The sequence below is a fragment of the Pseudomonas sp. TKO26 genome, assembly GCF_003225665.1.
Lineage (GTDB): Bacteria > Pseudomonadota > Gammaproteobacteria > Pseudomonadales > Pseudomonadaceae > Aquipseudomonas > Aquipseudomonas saponiphila.
In genome coordinates this window covers 366,046-383,356 of record NZ_QKLN01000003.1, presented here as the reverse complement: position 1 = coordinate 383,356, position 17,311 = coordinate 366,046, and the positions used below count along the sequence as shown (strand labels likewise).

The window sequence follows — 17,311 nt, the reverse complement described above, 5'->3', positions numbered from 1 at the left end:
GATCAGGACGCGGCTGAGCAATACACCACCGCCTTCAATCTGGTGGTGACCCTGCTGGTACTGGCCAGCGCCCTGACTCTGCTGTTCGCCTGGCGCCTGATTCGCAGCATTACCCTGCCAATCGCCAACGCCCTGCATGCCGCCGAAACCATCGCCGAAGGCGACCTGACCCAACCGATCACCGTGGATGGCCGCGACGAAGCCGGCCGCCTGTTGCAGGCCATGCTCACCATGCAGGAAAAACTGCGCGACACCCTGCAACGCATTACCGCCTCCGCCGGCCAGCTGGCCTCGGCGGCCGAGGAGCTCAACAGCGTCACCGACGAAAGTGCCCGCGGCCTGACCCAGCAGAACAACGAGATCGAGCAAGCCGCCACCGCGGTCAATGAAATGACCAGCGCCGTGGAAGAAGTGGCACGCAATGCCGTCAGCACTTCCGAAGCCTCGCAGAACGCCACCCAGTCCGCCGGCGACGGACGGGACATGGTGCAGGAAACCGTCGCCGCCATCGAACGCATGACCGGCGACGTGCAAAGCACCGCCAGCCTGATCGGCGACCTGGCCAACGAATCCCGGGACATCGGCAAGGTGCTGGACGTGATCCGCGGCCTGGCCGACCAGACCAACCTGCTGGCCCTCAACGCAGCCATCGAGGCCGCCCGGGCCGGTGAAGCCGGTCGCGGCTTTGCCGTGGTCGCCGATGAAGTGCGGGCCCTGGCCCATCGCACCCAGCAGTCCACCAGCGAAATCGAACGCATGATCGGCAGCATCCAGAGCGGCACCGAGCATGCCGTGGACTCGATGCGCAACAGCACCGAGCGCGCCGAATCGACCCTGAACATTGCCCGTGGCGCCGGCCTGTCCCTGGACACCATCAACAGCGCCATCATCCAGATCAACGAACGCAACCTGGTGATCGCCAGCGCCGCCGAAGAACAGGCCCAGGTAGCCCGGGAAGTGGACCGCAACCTGGTGAACATCCGCGACCTGTCGGTGCAATCCACCACCGGAGCCAACCAGACCCGCTCCGCCAGCAGCGAGTTGTCGGTCCTGGCCGTCGATCTGAACAATCTGGTGACCCGGTTCCAGCTGTAAAACCGCCTGCCTGCCCGGCTCCAGCTCTCTATTGCGGGGCTGGTGCCGGCATCGCCGGTGGTTGGCGCCCCCGGGACGGGGCGCAACCAAGCGGCTAAATCCGCGGCAAGACTCAAGACTTTAGTCGTACGACCGATAAGTCACGGTAGATCAGTCTCAAGCCCCGCACGGATGCGCCTTCTTTGGTACCCACCATGTCCCTTCGTAATATGAATATCGCTCCGCGGGCCTTCCTCGGTTTTGCCATGATCGGCGGCCTGATGCTGATCCTGGGGGTGTTCGCCCTGAACCAGATGAGCAAGATCCGCGGCGCCGCCGAGGACATCACCCAGAGCAGCGTGCCGAGCATCAAGAGCCTCGACGAGTTCACCCAGCTGACCCTGCGCCTGCGGGTGCTGTCCTACCGTTTGCTGGTCAACCGCGAGCCGGATGTCCAGCAAAAGACCGTGGAACTGCTGGACATGCGCAACCAGCAGATCCGCACGGCCCAGGCCACCTATGAAAAGCTGATCAGCAGCCCGGCGGAAAAAGCCGCCTACGACCAGTACGTGCAGCTGCTGGGCCAGTACCGGCAGATCGAAGAGCGGATGAAGAGCCTGTCGCGCAGCAATCAGGTGGACGAGTTGCGCAACCTGCTCAACACCGACCTGCTGAACAACTCTGAAGCCATGAACACCGTGCTCAACCGCCTGCTGGAGATCAACACCCAGCAGACCCTGGACACCAACCAGCAAGCCGCCGAGCAGTACTCCTCGGCCTTCACCCTGGTGGTGACGCTGCTGGTGCTGGCCACCGCCCTGACCCTGCTGTTCGCCTGGCTGCTGACCCGCAGCATCACCCTGCCGATCGCCAACGCCCTGAGCGCCGCCGAAGAGATCGCCGAAGGCAACCTGACCCGACCGATCAGGATCGACGGCAGCGACGAAGCCGGGCGCCTGTTGCAGGCCATGGCCAAGATGCAGGAAAAACTGCGTGACACCCTGCAACGCATCTCCGGCTCCGCCACCCAGTTGGCCTCGGCAGCCGAAGAGCTCAACAGCGTCACCGAGGAAAGCGCTCGCGGCCTGACCCAGCAGAACAACGAGATCGAGCAAGCCGCCACTGCGGTCAATGAAATGACCAGCGCCGTGGAAGAAGTGGCGCGCAACGCCGTCAGCACCTCCGAAGCCTCGAAAAACGCCACCACCTCGGCCGGCGATGGCCGCGACCTGGTGCAGGAAACCGTCGCAGCCATCGAACGCATGAGCTCCGATGTACAGAGCACCGCCAGCCTGATCGGCGACCTGGCCAACGAATCCCGGGACATCGGCAAGGTGCTGGACGTGATCCGCGGCCTGGCCGACCAGACCAACCTGCTGGCCCTCAACGCGGCCATCGAGGCCGCCCGGGCCGGTGAAGCCGGTCGCGGCTTTGCCGTGGTCGCCGACGAGGTCCGCGCCCTGGCCCATCGCACCCAGCAGTCCACCAGCGAAATCGAACGCATGATCGGCAGCATCCAGAGCGGCACCGAGCATGCCGTGGACTCGATGCGCAACAGCACCGAGCGCGCCGAATCGACTCTGAACATCGCCCGTGGCGCCGGCCTGTCCCTGGACACCATCAACAGCGCCATCATCGAGATCAACGAACGCAACCTGGTGATCGCCAGCGCCGCCGAGGAACAGGCCCAAGTGGCCCGGGAAGTGGACCGCAACCTGGTCAACATCCGCGACTTGTCGGTGCAGTCGGCCACCGGTGCCAACCAGACCAGTGCAGCCAGCAACGAGCTGTCGCGCCTGGCCGTTGACCTCAACAGCCTGGTGGCGCGCTTCAGCCTTTGAAGCGCCGGACCAGGCTCGGCAAAGCCCCGGCGCACAGCTGTTGCGCCGGGTCGGCCGCGGTCATTGAAAGCTTTTTGACAGCGGCACATTTCAACAGGTTAGAATCGCTGGCACGCAGACTGCATGGTCAGTTTGCGCCCGCCTTTTACACCCTGGAGTACTGCCTTTGAATGCGACGACCATCAACAGCCTGTTCTTGATCGGCGCGTTGCTGGTAGGTGCGAGCATTCTGGTGAGCTCACTTTCGTCGCGCCTGGGCATCCCGATCCTGGTGATCATCCTCGCCGTGGGCATGACCGCCGGGGTCGACGGCGGCGGCATCATCTTCAACAACTACCCGACCGCCTACCTGGTGGGCAACCTGGCCCTGGCCGTGATCCTGCTGGACGGCGGCCTGCGCACCCGGGTCGCGAGTTTCCGCGTGGCCCTGTGGCCGGCGCTGTCCCTGGCCACGGTGGGGGTGCTGATCACCACCGGGCTGACCGGCATGGCCGCGGCCTGGCTGTTCGACCTCAACCTGATCCAGGGCCTGCTGATCGGCGCCATCGTCGGCTCTACCGACGCCGCGGCGGTGTTCTCGCTGCTGGGGGGCAAGGGCCTCAACGAACGGGTCACCGCCAGCCTGGAGATTGAGTCCGGCAGTAACGATCCGATGGCGGTGTTTCTCACCGTGACCCTGATCGACATGCTCGCCAGCGGCCACACCGGCCTGCACTGGGGCCTGCTGGGGGACCTGATCCGCGAATTCGGCATCGGCGCGGTGATCGGCCTGGGCGGCGGCTGGCTGATGCTGCAACTGGTCAACCGCATCCACCTGGCCAACGGCCTGTACCCGATCCTGGTGATTGCCGGCGGCCTGGTGGTCTTCGCCCTGACCAACGCCCTGCACGGCAGCGGCTTCCTGGCGGTGTACCTGTGCGGCCTGATGATCGGCAACCGCCCGGTGCGCAGCCGCCACGGCATCCTGCACATGCTCGACGGCATGGCCTGGCTGGCACAGATCGGCATGTTCCTGGTGCTGGGGCTGCTGGTCACCCCCCACGACCTGCTGCCCATCGCCCTGCCGGCCCTGGGCCTGGCGCTGTGGATGATCCTGTTCGCCCGGCCGCTGTCGGTGCTGGTGGGCCTGGCGCCGTTCAAGGCCTTCCACGGCCGGGAAAAGGCCTTCATCTCCTGGGTCGGCCTGCGCGGCGCGGTGCCGATCATTCTCGCGGTGTTCCCGTTGATGGCCGGGCTGCCCAACGCCCAGCTGTACTTCAACCTGGCGTTCTTCATCGTGCTGATCTCGCTGCTGGTGCAGGGCACCAGCCTGCCGTGGGTGGCCAAGTGGCTGAAGGTCACGGTGCCGCCGGACCCGGCGCCGATCTCCCGGTCGGCCCTGGAAGTCCATGTCACCAGCGAATGGGAGATGTTCGTCTACCGCCTGGGAGCGGAGAAATGGTGCATCGGCGCCGCCCTACGGGAGCTGAAAATGCCCGAGGGCACGCGGATCGCCGCGCTGTTTCGCGGCCAGCAACTGCTCCATCCGTCGGGTAGTACCGTGCTTGAAGCCGATGACTTGCTGTGCGTGATCGGCCATGAACACAACCTGCCAGCCCTGGGCAAACTCTTCAGCCAGGCGCCGGAACGTGGCCTGGACCTGCGCTTCTTCGGCGACTTCGTCCTCGAAGGCGACGCCCAGCTGGGCGCGGTGTCGGCGCTCTACGGGCTCAAGCTCGACGGCCAGGACGCGGACATGCCGCTGGGGGCGTTCATCGCGCAGAAGGTCGGCGGTGCGCCGGTGGTCGGCGACCAGGTGGAGTGGAACAACACCATCTGGACCGTGGCGGTGATGGACGGGAACAAGATCGGCAAGGTGGGCGTCAGATTCCCCGAAGGAAGTCGCCCCGGCCCCGGCCTCTTCCTCTAAACTGCGGAGCGCGTCGGACCTGGTCGCAACGCGCCCCCCCTTTCCTATTTGCTTGACCGACTTCTATGCCTAACCTGCGTAAATTCTTCGCTGTTGCCCTGCTGGGCCTGAGTCTCTCTGTCGGCGCCGCACAGGGCGGCGATCCGCCCAGTGCCGAGTCGGTCCAGCAAAGCCTGGACAAGATCGCCGAACGCAAATTGCCCGAAGCCGATCAGAAGGCCCTGCAGACCCTGCTGCAAAACACCCTGAATCAGCTGAACAACAAGCAGGACTACGAACGGCGCCTCAACGACCTGCGCCAGCAATTGAGCAACGCACCGCGCCAGACCACGGAAAACCAGCGGGAACTGGCACGCCTGAAGGCCAGCAAAGTAGTACCGGTGGCCCAGCGCTACGGCTCGCTGGGGGTGTCGCAACTGGAGCAACTGCTGAGCGAACGCACCACCCTGCAAGGCGAGCTGCAAAAAGCCCTGGCCGACGCCAACACCCTGACCATCACCGCCCAGACCCGGCCCGAGCGGGCCCAGGCGGAAATCAGCAACAGTCAGACCCGCATCTTGCAGATCAACGCCGCACTCAAGTCCGGCAAGGACGGCGGCAAACTGCTCGGCGCCGATCAACGCAATCTGCTGAATGCCGAACTGGCGGCGATCAACGCCCTGATTCCGCTGCGTCGCCAGGAACTGGCAGGCAACAGCCAGTTGCAGGACCTGGGCAGCAGCCAGCATGACCTGCTGATGGAAAAGACCGCGCGCCTGGAGCAGGAAATCCAGGACCTGCAGACCCTGATCAACCAGAAGCGCCTGGCCCAGTCCCAGGAAACCGTGACCCAGCAGTCGATCGAGGCGCAGAAGGCCGGCAGCAGCAGCCTGCTGGCCACCGAGAGCGCCACCAACCTCAAGCTCTCCGACTACCTGCTCAAGAGTACCGACCGCCTCAACGAACTGACCCAGCAGAACCTGCAGACCAAACAGCAACTGGACAGCGTGACCCAGAGCGACGCGGCCCTGGACGAGCAGATCAACGTGCTAAAGGGCAGCCTGCTGCTGTCGAAGATTCTCTACAAACAGAAGCAGGCCCTGCCACGCCTGAAGCTGGACCGCGACCTGGCGGACGAAATCGCCGATATCCGCCTCTATCAGTTCGAGGTCAACCAGCAGCGCGAACTGCTGGGCAGCCCCAGCACCTACGTCGACAACCTGCTCAAGAGCCAGCCGCCGGAGCAGGTCACGCCGCAACTGCGACGGACCCTGATCGACCTGGCGATGACCCGCGCCGATCTGCTGGAGCGCCTGAACCGCGAACTCAGCGCCCTGCTCAACGAGTCCATCACCCTGCAGCTGAACCAGAAGCAGCTGCTGAGCACCTCCCAGAGCCTGCGGGCGACCCTCGACGAGCAGATGTTCTGGATCCCCAGCAACAAGCCGCTGGACGCCGAGTGGCTGCAGGAAGTGCCCCTGCGCCTGCAGAAACAGGTCACCACCCTGCCCTGGGCCTCCAGCCTCAGTGAACTGACCGACGGCCTGGCGCAGCGGCCGTTACTGTTCCTGCCCCTGGCGCTGCTGATCGGCGCCCTGCTGTGGCGGCGCAAGAACCTCTACGCGCGCCTGAGCAAGGTGCACAAGGACATCGGCCACTTCAAACGCGACAGTCAGTGGCACACGCCGCTGGCGATCCTGGTCAACATTCTCCTGGCGATGCCGGTGACCCTGGGCCTGGCGCTGTGCGGCTATGCCCTGCAGATCGACGCCCGGGGACAGAACGCCAACCTCGGCGCGGCGCTGCTGCAGATCGCCCAGGCCTGGCTGGTGTTCTATACCGCCTATCGGATCCTCGCCCCCGGCGGCGTGGCGGAACTGCATTTCCGCTGGGAAAAACCCCAGGTGGAATTCCTCCAGGGCTGGGTCCGCCGCCTGGGGCTGGTGGTCCTGGCGCTGGTGGCCGTGGTGGCGGTGGCCGAGCACCAGCCCGCGGCCCTGGCCGATGACGTGCTGGGCATCGCCGTGGTGCTGACCTGCTACGGGCTGATGGCCTGGCTGCTGAGTCGCCTGCTGCTGAGCAGCCCGGCCCACGAGAATGCCTCGCTGTTCCGCAAGGCGGTGGGCCTGTTGTTCACCCTGCTGCCGATCGCCTTGTTCATCGCCGTGTGCTTCGGCTACTACTACACCGCGCTCAAGCTCAGCGACCGCCTGATCAACACCCTGTACCTGCTGATGTTCTGGCTGGTGATCGAAGCCACCTTCGTCCGCGGACTCGGGGTGGCGGCGCGGCGCCTGGCCTACCAGCGGGCCCTGAGCAAGCGCCAGGCGGCCAAGGAAGCCGGGGAAAGCGGCGAGGCGGTGGTCGAAGAGCCGACCATGGACATCGAGAAGGTCAACGAACAGTCCCTGCGCCTGATCCGCCTGGCCCTGCTGGGCGGCTTCATCGCCGGGCTGTACTGGGTCTGGTCGGACCTGATCACGGTGTTCTCCTACCTGGACAACATCACCCTCTACGAATACACCAGCGGCACCGGCGCCAACATGAGCATGGTGCCGATCAGCATCGGCGACGTGATCGGGGCGCTGATCATTGTCGGCATCACCTTCGCCCTGGCGCGCAACCTGCCGGGCCTGTTGGAAGTGCTGGTGCTGTCCAAGCTGAACCTGGCCCAGGGCAGCGCCTACGCCACCACCACCCTGCTGTCCTACGCCATTGCCGGCATAGGCTTCGTCTCGACCCTGGCCACCCTCGGCGTCAGTTGGGACAAGCTGCAGTGGCTGGTGGCGGCCTTGTCGGTAGGTTTGGGTTTCGGCATGCAGGCGATCTTCGCCAACTTCATCTCCGGCATCATCATCCTGTTCGAGCGGCCGGTACGCATCGGCGACACCATCACCATCGGCAACCTGTCGGGCACGGTGAGCAAGATCCGCATCCGCGCCACCACCATCACCGACTTCGACCGCAAGGACATCATCGTCCCCAACCAGACCTTCATCACCGGGCAGTTGATCAACTGGTCGCTGACCGACACCGTGACCCGGGTGACCCTCAAGCTCGGCGTCGACTACGGCTCGGACCTGGACCTGGTCAAGGAACTGCTGCTCAAGGCCGCCCGGGACAACCCGCGGGTGCTCAAGGAACCCGAGCCTCAGGTGTACTTCCTCAACTTCGGCGAAAGCACCCTGGACCACGAACTGCGCATGCACGTGCGCGAGCTGGGGGATCGCAACCCGGTGGTGGACGAGGTCAACCGCTTCATCAACCGCGAGTTCAAGAAGAACCACATCAACATCTCGTTCCGGCAGATGGAGGTGTACCTGAAGAACCTCCACGGCCAGGAGTACAAGATGGTGCCGATCGAGGCCGACGGCAGCATCGCGTCCAAGGACAAGAGCGCACCCGAACCACCACCGAGCAAACTCGACTAAGGCGTCTTTGCCCAGCAGAATGCTCGGACATTCTGCTGGGAGATGGCCGTTGAAAGCCCTCGACGAACTGACCTTCGACAACCGCTTCGCCCGCCTGGGCGACGCCTTCTCGACCCACATACTGCCCGAACCCCTCGACAACCCCAGGCTGGTGGCCGCCAGCCCGGCGGCCATGGCGCTGCTGGACCTGGACCCGCCCGTGGCCGAAAGCCCGGTGTTCGCCGAGCTGTTTGGCGGGCACAAGCTGTGGGCCGAGGCCGAGCCCCGGGCCATGGTCTATTCCGGGCATCAGTTCGGCTCCTACAACCCGCAACTGGGGGACGGTCGCGGCCTGTTGCTGGGCGAGGTCTACAACCAGGCGGGGGAACACTGGGACCTGCACCTGAAGGGCGCCGGGCAGACGCCCTACTCGCGCATGGGCGATGGTCGCGCCGTGTTGCGCTCGTCGATCCGCGAGTTCCTCGCCTCCGAGGCCCTGCATGCCCTGGGCATTCCCAGCAGCCGCGCGCTGTGCGTGATTGGCTCGGACACCCCGGTATGGCGCGAGAAGCAGGAACGCGGGGCAATGGTCCTGCGCCTGGCGCCGAGCCATGTCCGCTTCGGCCATTTCGAGTATTTCTACTACACCAAGAAAGCCGAACAGCAGAAGCAGCTGGGGGAGCATGTGCTGGCCCTGCACTTCCCCGAGTGCCTGGAGCAGCCGGAACCCTACCTGGCGATGTTTCGCGAGATCGTCGAGCGCAATGCCGAGCTGATCGCCAAATGGCAGGCCTATGGTTTCTGCCACGGGGTGATGAACACCGACAACATGTCGATCCTGGGCATCACCTTCGACTTCGGCCCGTTCGCCTTCCTCGATGATTTCGACGCCCATTTCATCTGCAACCACTCCGATGACCAGGGGCGCTATTCCTTCAGCAACCAGGTGCCCGTCGGCCAGTGGAACCTCAGCGCCCTGGCCCAGGCCCTGACGCCGTTCATCAGCGTCGAGGCGCTACGGGAAAGTCTCGGCCTGTTCCTGCCGCTGTATCAGGCCCACTACCTGGACCTGATGCGTCGGCGCCTGGGCTTCACCCAGGCCGAGGACGACGATCAGAAACTTGTGGAACGCCTGCTGCAACTGATGCAGAACAGCGGCGTGGACTACAGCCTGTTCTTCCGCCGCCTGGGGGACGAGGCGCCGGAGCTGGCACTGGCCCGGCTGCGGGACGATTTCGTCGACCGCAACGGCTTCGATGCCTGGGCCGAGCGGTACCGGGAACGGGTCGCCCGGGATCAGATCCAGGACCAGGACCTGCGCCGCGCGCGCATGCACGCGGTCAACCCGCTGTACATCCTGCGCAACTACTTGGCGCAGAAGGCCATCGACGCAGCGGAAGCCGGGGACTACAGCGAAGTGCGTCGCCTGCATCAGGTACTGAGCCGGCCTTTCGAGGAACAGGCCGGCATGGACAGCTACGCCGAACGCCCGCCGGAGTGGGGCAAGCACCTGGAAATCAGCTGTTCGTCCTGAGTCGGGCGAAGCCGTCCATCGGTACCTGGAAACCCTCGGCCAACCGGCGAACCTGCCGCAGGTTGAACAGGCGCTTGCCGCCCAGCACCGGCTCAACCTGGGATTGCACATGGACCCGCCACTGACAGGCAGGGATAATCCGCGCCCTGATTTCCAGTACCTGCAAGGATGCACATGAACCTGTTCTTCACTCTGGTCACCCTGGCCTTGGGCGTCTTCAGCCTGGTGTCGGTCGTCATCTACCTGAGCCGCCGCGCCAAGTACCGGATGAACCTGCAGGACCTGCGCCTGCACGGTAAACCGCATCGCCGCATTACCCAGGCCGAACTGGACGAACTGGCCAAACAGACCGCCAGCCTGCAACGTATCCAGGGCAGCGGCGGCATGTCCTACGAGCCGATCAGCGACAGCGTCTATCTGATCAGCGGCGGCACCGCGAGCGACGGGCTAGAGCTGCAGGTCCAGTCGGTGAAGCACATGTCGATCGCCGGTATTCCCGTGGAATTTCCCTTCCCGATGGAAAGCTTCCTGGCCGACAACAACCAGGCCGAAGTGGTGATCGCCAAGAAGTTCGCCGTGGTCATCGGCCTCAACGGGCATCGCCTGACCCAGTGACACACTGAAGGCCTGGCTGCCACTTTCACCGCTCGCCCATGCCACTAGCCCCGTCGATGCCCTACAAGAGCCCACCATGAAAACTCGCTACCTGCTGCTGTTACCCCTGCTGCTCTGGCTGACCGGGTGCAAGGAAGACTTCGCCACCCTGCACTTCCAGGACTCGGTGCGCTCCGACCCCAAGGCCGGCCCGCAATACTCCGATCAGTTGGTGCACGAGGCGTACAAGCAGAGTATTTACACGGCGCTCGGCGCCCAGGGCCTGGACCCGGATGCCATCGCCCTGGAACGCGACAAGGACGATGACAAAGTGATCCACCTGCGCCTGGTGGACTATTCCCTGAGCCCGGAACAGCGGGGCCGTCTCAGGGCGGTCTTCGAACAAGTCACCGAGGCGCGCAAGGCCAGCTCGATGAACCTGCACCTGGAACTGGACAACGCCCAGGCCAAGGTCACTCCGTCGGGCAGCAGCGACTTGCCGGACAGCATCGACGCCAGCCTGGCGTTCGAGCCGGAGTTCGGCATGCTGCTGGACCGCAGCTACGAAGACAGCATGCAGGCCATCGTCAACGCGAGGGAAATCGAAGGCCCGGTCAGTTGCAAGATCACCGCGCGCCTGAGCATGCCCATGCCCTTGAAACTGGTCGCCTACGAGGCCCTTGAACAGGACAACAGCGAGCGCGGCCTGATCTCCTTGCTGACCCGCAGCGGCAGCATTGCCAAGGTGCCGCTCAAGGTGCATTTCGATGACCCGGACCTGAACCGCCTCCTGCAACAAAAAACCGTCCAGGCCTGGCCATCCAGCTCGAAAGTCACCCGGCCCGCCCCCGTGCCCCTTGACGAATTCGCCATTGTCATCGGCTCCATCGGCGCCCAGACCCTGACCTCGGCCCTGCCTTTCGACACCCGCAAGGACGAGCTGCAGGAGCTGTGCAATCAGAAGATGCAGGCCACAGGCCGGCCATTCACCTTTCACATGGGCCGCAGCCTGGATCGCCTGGTCAGCGTCGAACTGGCCGCGCCGAGCCGGTGAACCCGGGGCGGGCGCCAACTTGATATTCACCCCGGGCGCCGCCATCTAAGGCGCTCTACCTATTTGCGGAGCCCATCATGTCCGAGCCACTGCTGATTCCCTGCCCGCACTGCAACGGCCTCAATCGCATTCCCGGCGAACGCCTGGGCGATCACCCCAAGTGCGGACGCTGCAAGGCCGAGGTCTTGCTGAGCAAGCCTTTTGACTTGAAACAGGGCGACTATGCCAGCCAGATCAAGGGCGACCTGCCGTTGCTGGTGGACGTCTGGGCCGACTGGTGCGGACCGTGCAAATCCTTTGCGCCGATCTTCACCCAGGCCGCCGCGCAACTGAGCGGCCGATGCCGGCTGGCCAAGCTCGACAGCGAAGCCAATCCGCAACTGTCGGGACAATTGGGCATTCGCTCGATTCCCAGCCTGATCCTGTTCAAGAACGGCCGGGAAGTGGCCCGGCAAAGTGGCGCCTTGCCTTTGCCACAACTCCTGGGCTGGTTGCGCAGCCAGGGGATCTGAGCCGCAGGGCCGACCCTGCGCTCACAACAGCTTGAGGCTCAGGCGTTTTCCAGCAGGTTGTGCAGGTCGACGAACTGCTGGGTCAGCTTGTGCCGTGGGTCGAGATGGATCAGCGGCATGCTGGCCTGATGCGACTCACGCATGCGCACCGAACTGCCCAGGTACACCGGCAGCACCGGCAGGCCCTCGCTGATCAGCTCGTCGAGCATCTGCTGCGGCAGGCTGGCCCGGGCCTGGAACTGGTTGACCACGATGCCTTCGACCTCCAGCTCCTCGTTGTGGTCTTCCTTCAACTCTTCGATCTCCGCCAGCAGCCCGTACAGCGCCTGCCGGGAAAAACTGTCGCAGTCGAAGGGAATCAGCACGCGATCAGCGGCGATCAGCGCCGATACCGCGTAGAAATTCAGGGCCGGCGGGGTATCCAGGTAGATCCGATCGTAATCCTCGGCCAACTCGTCCAGCAATTTGCGCAGCTTGTTGATCTTGTGCTTGGCCTCCAGCTTGGGCTGCAGGTCCGCCAGTTCCGCGGTGGCCGTGACCACGTGCAGGTTGTCGAAGGGCGTTTCGTAGATATCCACCTGGTTCTTCTTGGCGAACGGCCCCGACGACAGGGTCTGCTTGAAGAAGTCGGCAATGCCCATGGGAATGTCCTCGCCGGTCAGGCCGGTGAGGTACTGGGTCGAGTTGGCCTGGGCATCCAGGTCCACCAGCAAGGTGCGATAGCCCTCGCTGGCGCTGACCGCCGCCAGATTGCAGGCAATACTGGATTTGCCGACGCCACCTTTCTGATTGAACACCACACGCCGCATGTCTAGACCTCCCTGTATCAAAGATCACCGAGTGTAGTAGGCCTCGTCTGCCCTTAGCTACCTCGACAGCGCAAGAGTTTGCGCAGTCCCGGCGCCGCAGGGCCGGGCCCGACAAGGGCTTGGTCACGACGGTTTGCGCCCGGAGCGGCCCTCGATAGTGGCAAATAGACACATTCGCCCAGGGCACATTCGGCGCTTTTGCGACCAACAACCCAAGCAGCATTTGCTACAAGCCAGTCGCACCGGGATAATGCGCGCCACTGACGCCTTCGCGTCACTCAGGTCAATCGCCAATCGAAGCGATACACCGCGTCAAGGAAGCCCGCAGGGGCGGGATGAAATCAAGTGATCAAGTTCAACATCGCTCAATGGCGTGCGTGGGCCCCTGGGCTCGAAAGCGTGGACGCCTGGCAGGCCTGGAGCCACCAGCCGACCCTGCCGCAAAGCAGCGATGCCGCTCCCGATGTGTCCTTTCTGCCCGCCATGCAACGGCGGCGCCTCAGCCGCCTGGCGCGCATGGCCTTCAGCGTCGGCTGGCCCCTGGCCGAGGGCCTGGAACAGTTGCCGCTGGTGTTCATCTCCCGGCATGGCGAAACCCCGCGCACCTTCGAGATCCTCAGCGACCTGGCCGCCGAGCAGCCGCTGTCGCCCACCCAGTTCAGCCTGTCGGTGCACAACGCGGTGATCGGCCTGTGGTCGATCATGCGCGGTGAAACCAGCGAGATGACCGCCCTGGCCGCCGCCGGCGATGGCCTGGAACACGGCCTGCTGGAAGCCGCCACCCTGCTGGCCGAGGGCGCGCCCCACGTGCTCCTGGTCATCACCGAGGAACAGCCGCCCGAAGCCTATGCCAACTGGATCGACGACGTGCCCTTTCCCTACGCCCTGGGCCTGCTGCTGACCCCAGGCGACGACTGGCAGCTGTCCCTGGGCAGCGACGACGGTCAAACCCCCAAGGCCCCGTGGCCCCACGCCTTGAACCTGCTGCGCCTGCTGCTCGGTGCACAGAACACTTGCCAACATGCCTGGATGAATCGTGTATGGACCTGGCAACACCAGCACTGAGTGCCAAGGGCCGCAATGCCTACTACTGGCGCCTGATGGCCACCGCCCTGAGCTTTGCCCTGTTCGGAATAGGTGGTTTGTGCCTGCGCCTGGTGATTTTCCCGCTGCTCGCCTGCCTGCCCGGCGATGCCCACAGCCATCGCCAGCGGGCGCGCAACACCGTCAGCCGGCTGTTCTGGCTGTTCATCCGTTTCATGGCCAGGAGCGGCGTGCTCACCTATAAGGTGCAGGGCGCCGAGCGGCTCGGGCGACCGGGGCAGATGATCATCGCCAACCACCCGTCGCTGATCGACGTGGTGTTCCTCATCGGCCTGGTGCGCGACGCCAACTGCGTGGTGAAGCAGAGCCTGTGGAGCAACCCCTTCACCCGCGGCCCGGTGCGCGCCACCCAGTACATCAGCAATGACGGCAGCATGGACATGCTCGATGCGGCCTCCGGGGCACTGCAGGAGGGCCAGACCCTGATCGTCTTTCCCGAAGGCACCCGCACCCAGCCCGGCAGCGCCCCGGCCTTTCATCGGGGAGCCGCGGCCATCGCCCTGCGCGGTGCGAAAATCATCACTCCGGTAGTGATCCGGGTCAGCCCCAGCACCCTGACCAAGGCCGAGCCCTGGTACCGCATCCCATCACGCCGTGTGCACTTCAGTTTTCACGTCGGTGCCGATATAGACCCACAGACCTTTGCCGCCCAAGGCCCGGCGCCCCAGGCTTCGCGCAAGCTCAATGAGCACTTGCACCACTACTTCATTAAGGAGCTCGCCAGAGATGAGCGATACACACCCGGACCTGATGCTTGAAATCAAACTGCTGATCATCGACGCCCTGGGCCTCGAAGACATCAGCGCCCAGGACATCGGCAACGATCAGACGCTGTTCGGCGAAGGCCTCGGCCTGGACTCGGTGGACGCCCTGGAACTGGGCCTGGCGATCCAGAAAAAGTACGGCATCAAGATCGATGCCGACGCCAAGGACACCCGCAACCACTTCAGTAACGTGGCGAGCCTTGCGGCGTTCGTCACTGCAAAACAGGCAGCTTGAGAACCGACCATGCAAACCCGTGACGACATCTTCAACACCCTGCGCGATGCCCTGGTCGAACTCTTCGAACTGGAACCCGAGAGCATCAGCCTGGACTCCAACCTGTACCAGGACCTGGAAATCGACAGCATCGACGCCGTCGACCTGATCGACCACATCAAGCGTCAGACCGGCAAGAAAATCGCCGCCGAGGAATTCAAGTCGGTGCGCACCGTCAACGACGTAGTCGAGGCGGTCTACCGTCTGGTCCAGCCGGCCGCATGAGCCGCCTGATCGGCCTGGGCTTGTTGCTGGCCGGCCTGCTTTACCCCTTCGCGGTGTACTTCGGCATGGAGCACTTCGCTCCCTGGCAGTTCGGCCTGCTGCTGGGCGGCCTGTGGCTGGCCCGGGCGCTGACCGGCGAACGCCGTCCCGGCAGCCTGTGGATGGCCCTGGCGGCGATCGTCTTCTGCCTGCTCCTGGCCTGGTTCGACAACCCGGCGCTGCTGCGCTGGTACCCGGTGCTGATCAGCAGCTTCATGCTCGGCCTGTTCGGCCTGAGCCTGAAATATGGCCCACCGGTGGCGGAACGCCTGGCGCGCCTTGGCGAGCCGGACCTGCCGGAGAAAGCCATACGCTATACCCGCCAGGTGACCATCGCCTGGAGTGTGTTTTTCCTCTGTAACGGCGTGCTCGCCGCGGCCCTGACCCTGTGGGCGCCGCTGAGCTGGTGGACGTTGTACAACGGCCTGATCGCCTACGGGCTGATGGGTCTGCTGTTTGCCATTGAATGGCTTTTACGACAACGGGTACGAGGCCGTAGATGAACTGGATTGCCCTTGAGCGGCTGTTGCTCAGGACCCAAGCACCGCGAGTGGTCAGTGCCCAGCCCGGGATCAACCTGCAGGATCTGCAGCAACAGGCCCTGAGCCTGGCCGGCGCCCTGCAACAGCGCGGCGTGAAGCGCCTGGCGCTGCACCTGGAAGACGCCGTGGACCTGGCCGTGGCCTTGCTCGGCGCCTGGCGTGCCGGGGTCAGCGTGCTACTGCCCGCCGACCTGCAGCCCCAGACCCGCCAGCGCTGGGCGGCGGACGTCGACCTGTGGCTGACCGATCAGGACACCCACCTGCAACAGTTGCAGGCCCAGCCCCTGGAGCCGGCCGAGCTGGACCTGGACGCCTGCCAGTTGAGCCTGTGCACCTCCGGCTCCAGCGGCGAGCCCAAGCGCATCGACAAAAGCCTGCGCCAGCTGGCCAACGAGGTCAGCGCCCTGGAACAACTGTGGGGCGCCGACCTGGGCCCGGCCTGGATCATCGGCAGCGTCGCCACCCAGCACATCTACGGCTTGCTGTTCCGCGTGCTCTGGCCGCTGTGCGCCGGGCGCCCCTTCGTGCGCCGCCAACTGCCTTTCCCCGAAGACCTGCAACGGGCCAGCCGCGAATGCCCGGCCTTTGCCTGGGTGGCCAGCCCGGCGCTGCTCAAGCGCATGGGCGACAACCTCGACTGGCCGGCCCTGAGCCAGGTACGACGGGTATTTTCTTCCGGCGGCGCCTTGCCCGCCGACGCCGCCGCCAGCCTGCAACAACGCTTGCAGCAATGGCCAACGGAGATCCTCGGCAGCTCGGAAACCGGCGGCATTGCCTGGCGCCAGGGCGACACCCCGTGGCAGCCCTTTGCCGGTGTCCAACTGAGCCAGGACAGTGACGGCGCGCTGCTGATCGCCTCGCCCTATCTGCCGGCCGGGCATGTCGAACACACCGCCGATGCCGCGCGCATAGCCGCCGACGGCCGCTTCGAGCTGCTGGGCCGCCTGGACCGCATCGTCAAACTGGAAGAAAAACGCATCTCCCTGCCGATGCTGGAACAGGCCCTGGAAAGCCACGACTGGGTGGCGGAAGCGCGCCTGGGGGTGGTCGAAGACAACCGCGCCTACCTCGGCGCCCTGCTGGTGCTCAGCGAGTCCGGCCTGCATGCCCTGCGCAATCAGGGCCGGCGCCACCTGACCCAGGCCCTGCGCCAGCACCTGTCCCGGCATTGTGAGGCCCTGGCCCTGCCGCGACGCTGGCGCCTGGTGCGGCAACTGCCGCTGAACAACCAGGGCAAGCTGCCCCAGGCCGAGGTCCAGACCCTGTTGCTGGCGCCGCGTCCGCAAGCCCCGGAAGTGCTGGAGCAGGTGCAGCACGCCGACGAATGGCAACTGCAACTGGCGGTACCGCCGGACCTGGCCTACTTCAGTGGGCACTTCCCCGCCACCCCGGTGCTGCCGGGGGTCGTGCAAGTGGACTGGGCCCTGGCCCTGGGCCAGCAACTGCTGGAACTGCCGGGCCGCTTCGCCGGCATGGAAGTGCTGAAGTTCCAGCAACTGGTGCGCCCCGGTGATCGCATCCAGCTCAACCTGCGCTTCGATGCCCAGCGCCAGAAACTGTATTTCGCCTACCTCAATGACGGCGTTCCCTGTTCCAGCGGGCGCATCGTGCTGGAGGCCAGCTGTGGATAAGTTGTCGGGCGTTGAA

The 17,311-nt window shown here is 64.9% G+C and carries 15 protein-coding genes and 2 pseudogenes; 15 read left to right on the top strand and 2 right to left on the bottom strand.

Annotation, left to right across the window (positions count from 1 at the left end; translation table 11 throughout):
* Positions 1-9: 9 nt before the first annotated feature.
* The 6 genes and pseudogenes from DNK59_RS07055 to selO form a co-directional block, all read left to right on the top strand.
* Positions 10-1,095: pseudogene (locus DNK59_RS07055) on the top strand (methyl-accepting chemotaxis protein); the annotation flags it as partial.
* A 194-nt stretch (positions 1,096-1,289) separates the two neighbouring features.
* A pseudogene (locus tag DNK59_RS32425) lies at positions 1,290-2,060 on the top strand (MCP four helix bundle domain-containing protein); the annotation flags it as partial.
* Complete coding sequence (locus DNK59_RS32420; RefSeq protein WP_371920259.1) at positions 2,043-2,915, top strand: methyl-accepting chemotaxis protein; 873 nt, start codon at positions 2,043-2,045, stop codon at positions 2,913-2,915. The pseudogene DNK59_RS32425 and the gene DNK59_RS32420, both read left to right, overlap by 18 nt.
* Before the next feature lie 166 nt (positions 2,916-3,081).
* Positions 3,082-4,824: a potassium/proton antiporter gene (locus DNK59_RS07045; protein ID WP_047301248.1), complete on the top strand. Its 1,743-nt coding sequence runs from the start codon at positions 3,082-3,084 to the stop codon at positions 4,822-4,824.
* Positions 4,825-4,889: 65 nt separating this feature from the next.
* Positions 4,890-8,234 (top strand): mechanosensitive channel MscK, encoded by a 3,345-nt coding sequence (gene mscK / locus DNK59_RS07040; protein WP_110722704.1) that lies wholly within the window; start codon positions 4,890-4,892, stop codon positions 8,232-8,234.
* A gap of 49 nt (positions 8,235-8,283) precedes the next feature.
* Positions 8,284-9,747 carry a protein adenylyltransferase SelO gene (selO, locus tag DNK59_RS07035; protein WP_110722703.1) on the top strand — a complete coding sequence of 488 codons (1,464 nt, stop codon included), beginning with the start codon at positions 8,284-8,286 and terminating at the stop codon, positions 9,745-9,747.
* Here the strand turns inward: selO and DNK59_RS31560 are convergent.
* Positions 9,731-9,913, bottom strand: a complete 183-nt coding sequence (locus tag DNK59_RS31560) for a hypothetical protein (RefSeq protein WP_146249884.1) — start codon at positions 9,911-9,913, stop codon at positions 9,731-9,733. The genes selO and DNK59_RS31560 overlap by 17 nt on opposite strands.
* A gap of 8 nt (positions 9,914-9,921) precedes the next feature.
* Here DNK59_RS31560 and DNK59_RS07030 point away from each other — a divergent pair, with 8 nt between their 5' ends.
* The 3 genes from DNK59_RS07030 (at position 9,922) to trxC (ending at position 11,907) form a co-directional block, all read left to right on the top strand.
* Complete coding sequence (locus tag DNK59_RS07030; RefSeq protein WP_110722702.1) at positions 9,922-10,362, top strand: IgaA/UmoB family intracellular growth attenuator; 441 nt, start codon at positions 9,922-9,924, stop codon at positions 10,360-10,362.
* 76 nt (positions 10,363-10,438) lie between these two features.
* Positions 10,439-11,395, top strand: a complete 957-nt coding sequence (locus tag DNK59_RS07025) for a hypothetical protein (protein ID WP_110722701.1) — start codon at positions 10,439-10,441, stop codon at positions 11,393-11,395.
* Between the two features lie 77 nt (positions 11,396-11,472).
* Positions 11,473-11,907: a thioredoxin TrxC gene (gene trxC, locus DNK59_RS07020; protein WP_092318952.1), complete on the top strand. Its 435-nt coding sequence runs from the start codon at positions 11,473-11,475 to the stop codon at positions 11,905-11,907.
* A 38-nt stretch (positions 11,908-11,945) separates the two neighbouring features.
* On the opposite strand, the gene DNK59_RS07015 is transcribed toward trxC, so the two are convergent.
* Positions 11,946-12,716 carry a ParA family protein gene (locus tag DNK59_RS07015; RefSeq protein WP_110722700.1) on the bottom strand — a complete coding sequence of 257 codons (771 nt, stop codon included), beginning with the start codon at positions 12,714-12,716 and terminating at the stop codon, positions 11,946-11,948.
* A 345-nt stretch (positions 12,717-13,061) separates the two neighbouring features.
* On the opposite strand from DNK59_RS07015, the gene DNK59_RS07010 reads away from it, so the two are divergent.
* From DNK59_RS07010 to DNK59_RS06985, 6 genes are read left to right on the top strand one after another with little or no spacing between them, the layout of a single operon-like run.
* On the top strand, positions 13,062-13,781 hold the full coding sequence (locus DNK59_RS07010; RefSeq protein WP_092318948.1) for a beta-ketoacyl synthase chain length factor: 720 nt from the start codon (positions 13,062-13,064) through the stop codon (positions 13,779-13,781).
* Complete coding sequence (locus tag DNK59_RS07005; protein ID WP_110722699.1) at positions 13,757-14,578, top strand: 1-acyl-sn-glycerol-3-phosphate acyltransferase; 822 nt, start codon at positions 13,757-13,759, stop codon at positions 14,576-14,578. Before DNK59_RS07010 ends, DNK59_RS07005 begins: the two co-directional genes overlap by 25 nt.
* On the top strand, positions 14,547-14,819 hold the full coding sequence (locus DNK59_RS07000) for a phosphopantetheine-binding protein (protein ID WP_011058851.1): 273 nt from the start codon (positions 14,547-14,549) through the stop codon (positions 14,817-14,819). The genes DNK59_RS07005 and DNK59_RS07000 overlap by 32 nt, the downstream gene beginning before the upstream one ends.
* A 9-nt stretch (positions 14,820-14,828) precedes the next feature.
* On the top strand, positions 14,829-15,083 hold the full coding sequence (locus DNK59_RS06995) for an acyl carrier protein (protein ID WP_047301236.1): 255 nt from the start codon (positions 14,829-14,831) through the stop codon (positions 15,081-15,083).
* On the top strand, positions 15,080-15,625 hold the full coding sequence (locus tag DNK59_RS06990; protein WP_092318944.1) for a hypothetical protein: 546 nt from the start codon (positions 15,080-15,082) through the stop codon (positions 15,623-15,625). The genes DNK59_RS06995 and DNK59_RS06990 overlap by 4 nt, the downstream gene beginning before the upstream one ends.
* Positions 15,622-17,295 carry an AMP-binding protein gene (locus tag DNK59_RS06985; RefSeq protein ID WP_110722698.1) on the top strand — a complete coding sequence of 558 codons (1,674 nt, stop codon included), beginning with the start codon at positions 15,622-15,624 and terminating at the stop codon, positions 17,293-17,295. The genes DNK59_RS06990 and DNK59_RS06985 overlap by 4 nt, the downstream gene beginning before the upstream one ends.
* Positions 17,296-17,311 lie beyond the last annotated feature (16 nt).

Bases quoted from the DNA above. Each gene is read 5' to 3' on its own strand.
- DNK59_RS07015 (WP_110722700.1), bottom strand. From the start codon at position 12,716: ATGCGGCGTGTGGTGTTCAATCAGAAAGGTGGCGTCGGCAAATCCAGT.
- DNK59_RS06990 (WP_092318944.1), top strand. From the start codon at position 15,080: ATGAGCCGCCTGATCGGCCTGGGCTTGTTGCTGGCCGGCCTGCTTTAC.
- DNK59_RS32420 (WP_371920259.1), top strand. From the start codon at position 2,043: ATGGCCAAGATGCAGGAAAAACTGCGTGACACCCTGCAACGCATCTCC.
- DNK59_RS07030 (WP_110722702.1), top strand. From the start codon at position 9,922: ATGAACCTGTTCTTCACTCTGGTCACCCTGGCCTTGGGCGTCTTCAGC.
- DNK59_RS06985 (WP_110722698.1), top strand. From the start codon at position 15,622: ATGAACTGGATTGCCCTTGAGCGGCTGTTGCTCAGGACCCAAGCACCG.
- DNK59_RS07000 (WP_011058851.1), top strand. From the start codon at position 14,547: ATGAGCGATACACACCCGGACCTGATGCTTGAAATCAAACTGCTGATC.
- DNK59_RS06995 (WP_047301236.1), top strand. From the start codon at position 14,829: ATGCAAACCCGTGACGACATCTTCAACACCCTGCGCGATGCCCTGGTC.
- trxC (WP_092318952.1), top strand. From the start codon at position 11,473: ATGTCCGAGCCACTGCTGATTCCCTGCCCGCACTGCAACGGCCTCAAT.
- DNK59_RS07025 (WP_110722701.1), top strand. From the start codon at position 10,439: ATGAAAACTCGCTACCTGCTGCTGTTACCCCTGCTGCTCTGGCTGACC.
- mscK (WP_110722704.1), top strand. From the start codon at position 4,890: ATGCCTAACCTGCGTAAATTCTTCGCTGTTGCCCTGCTGGGCCTGAGT.
- DNK59_RS07005 (WP_110722699.1), top strand. From the start codon at position 13,757: ATGGACCTGGCAACACCAGCACTGAGTGCCAAGGGCCGCAATGCCTAC.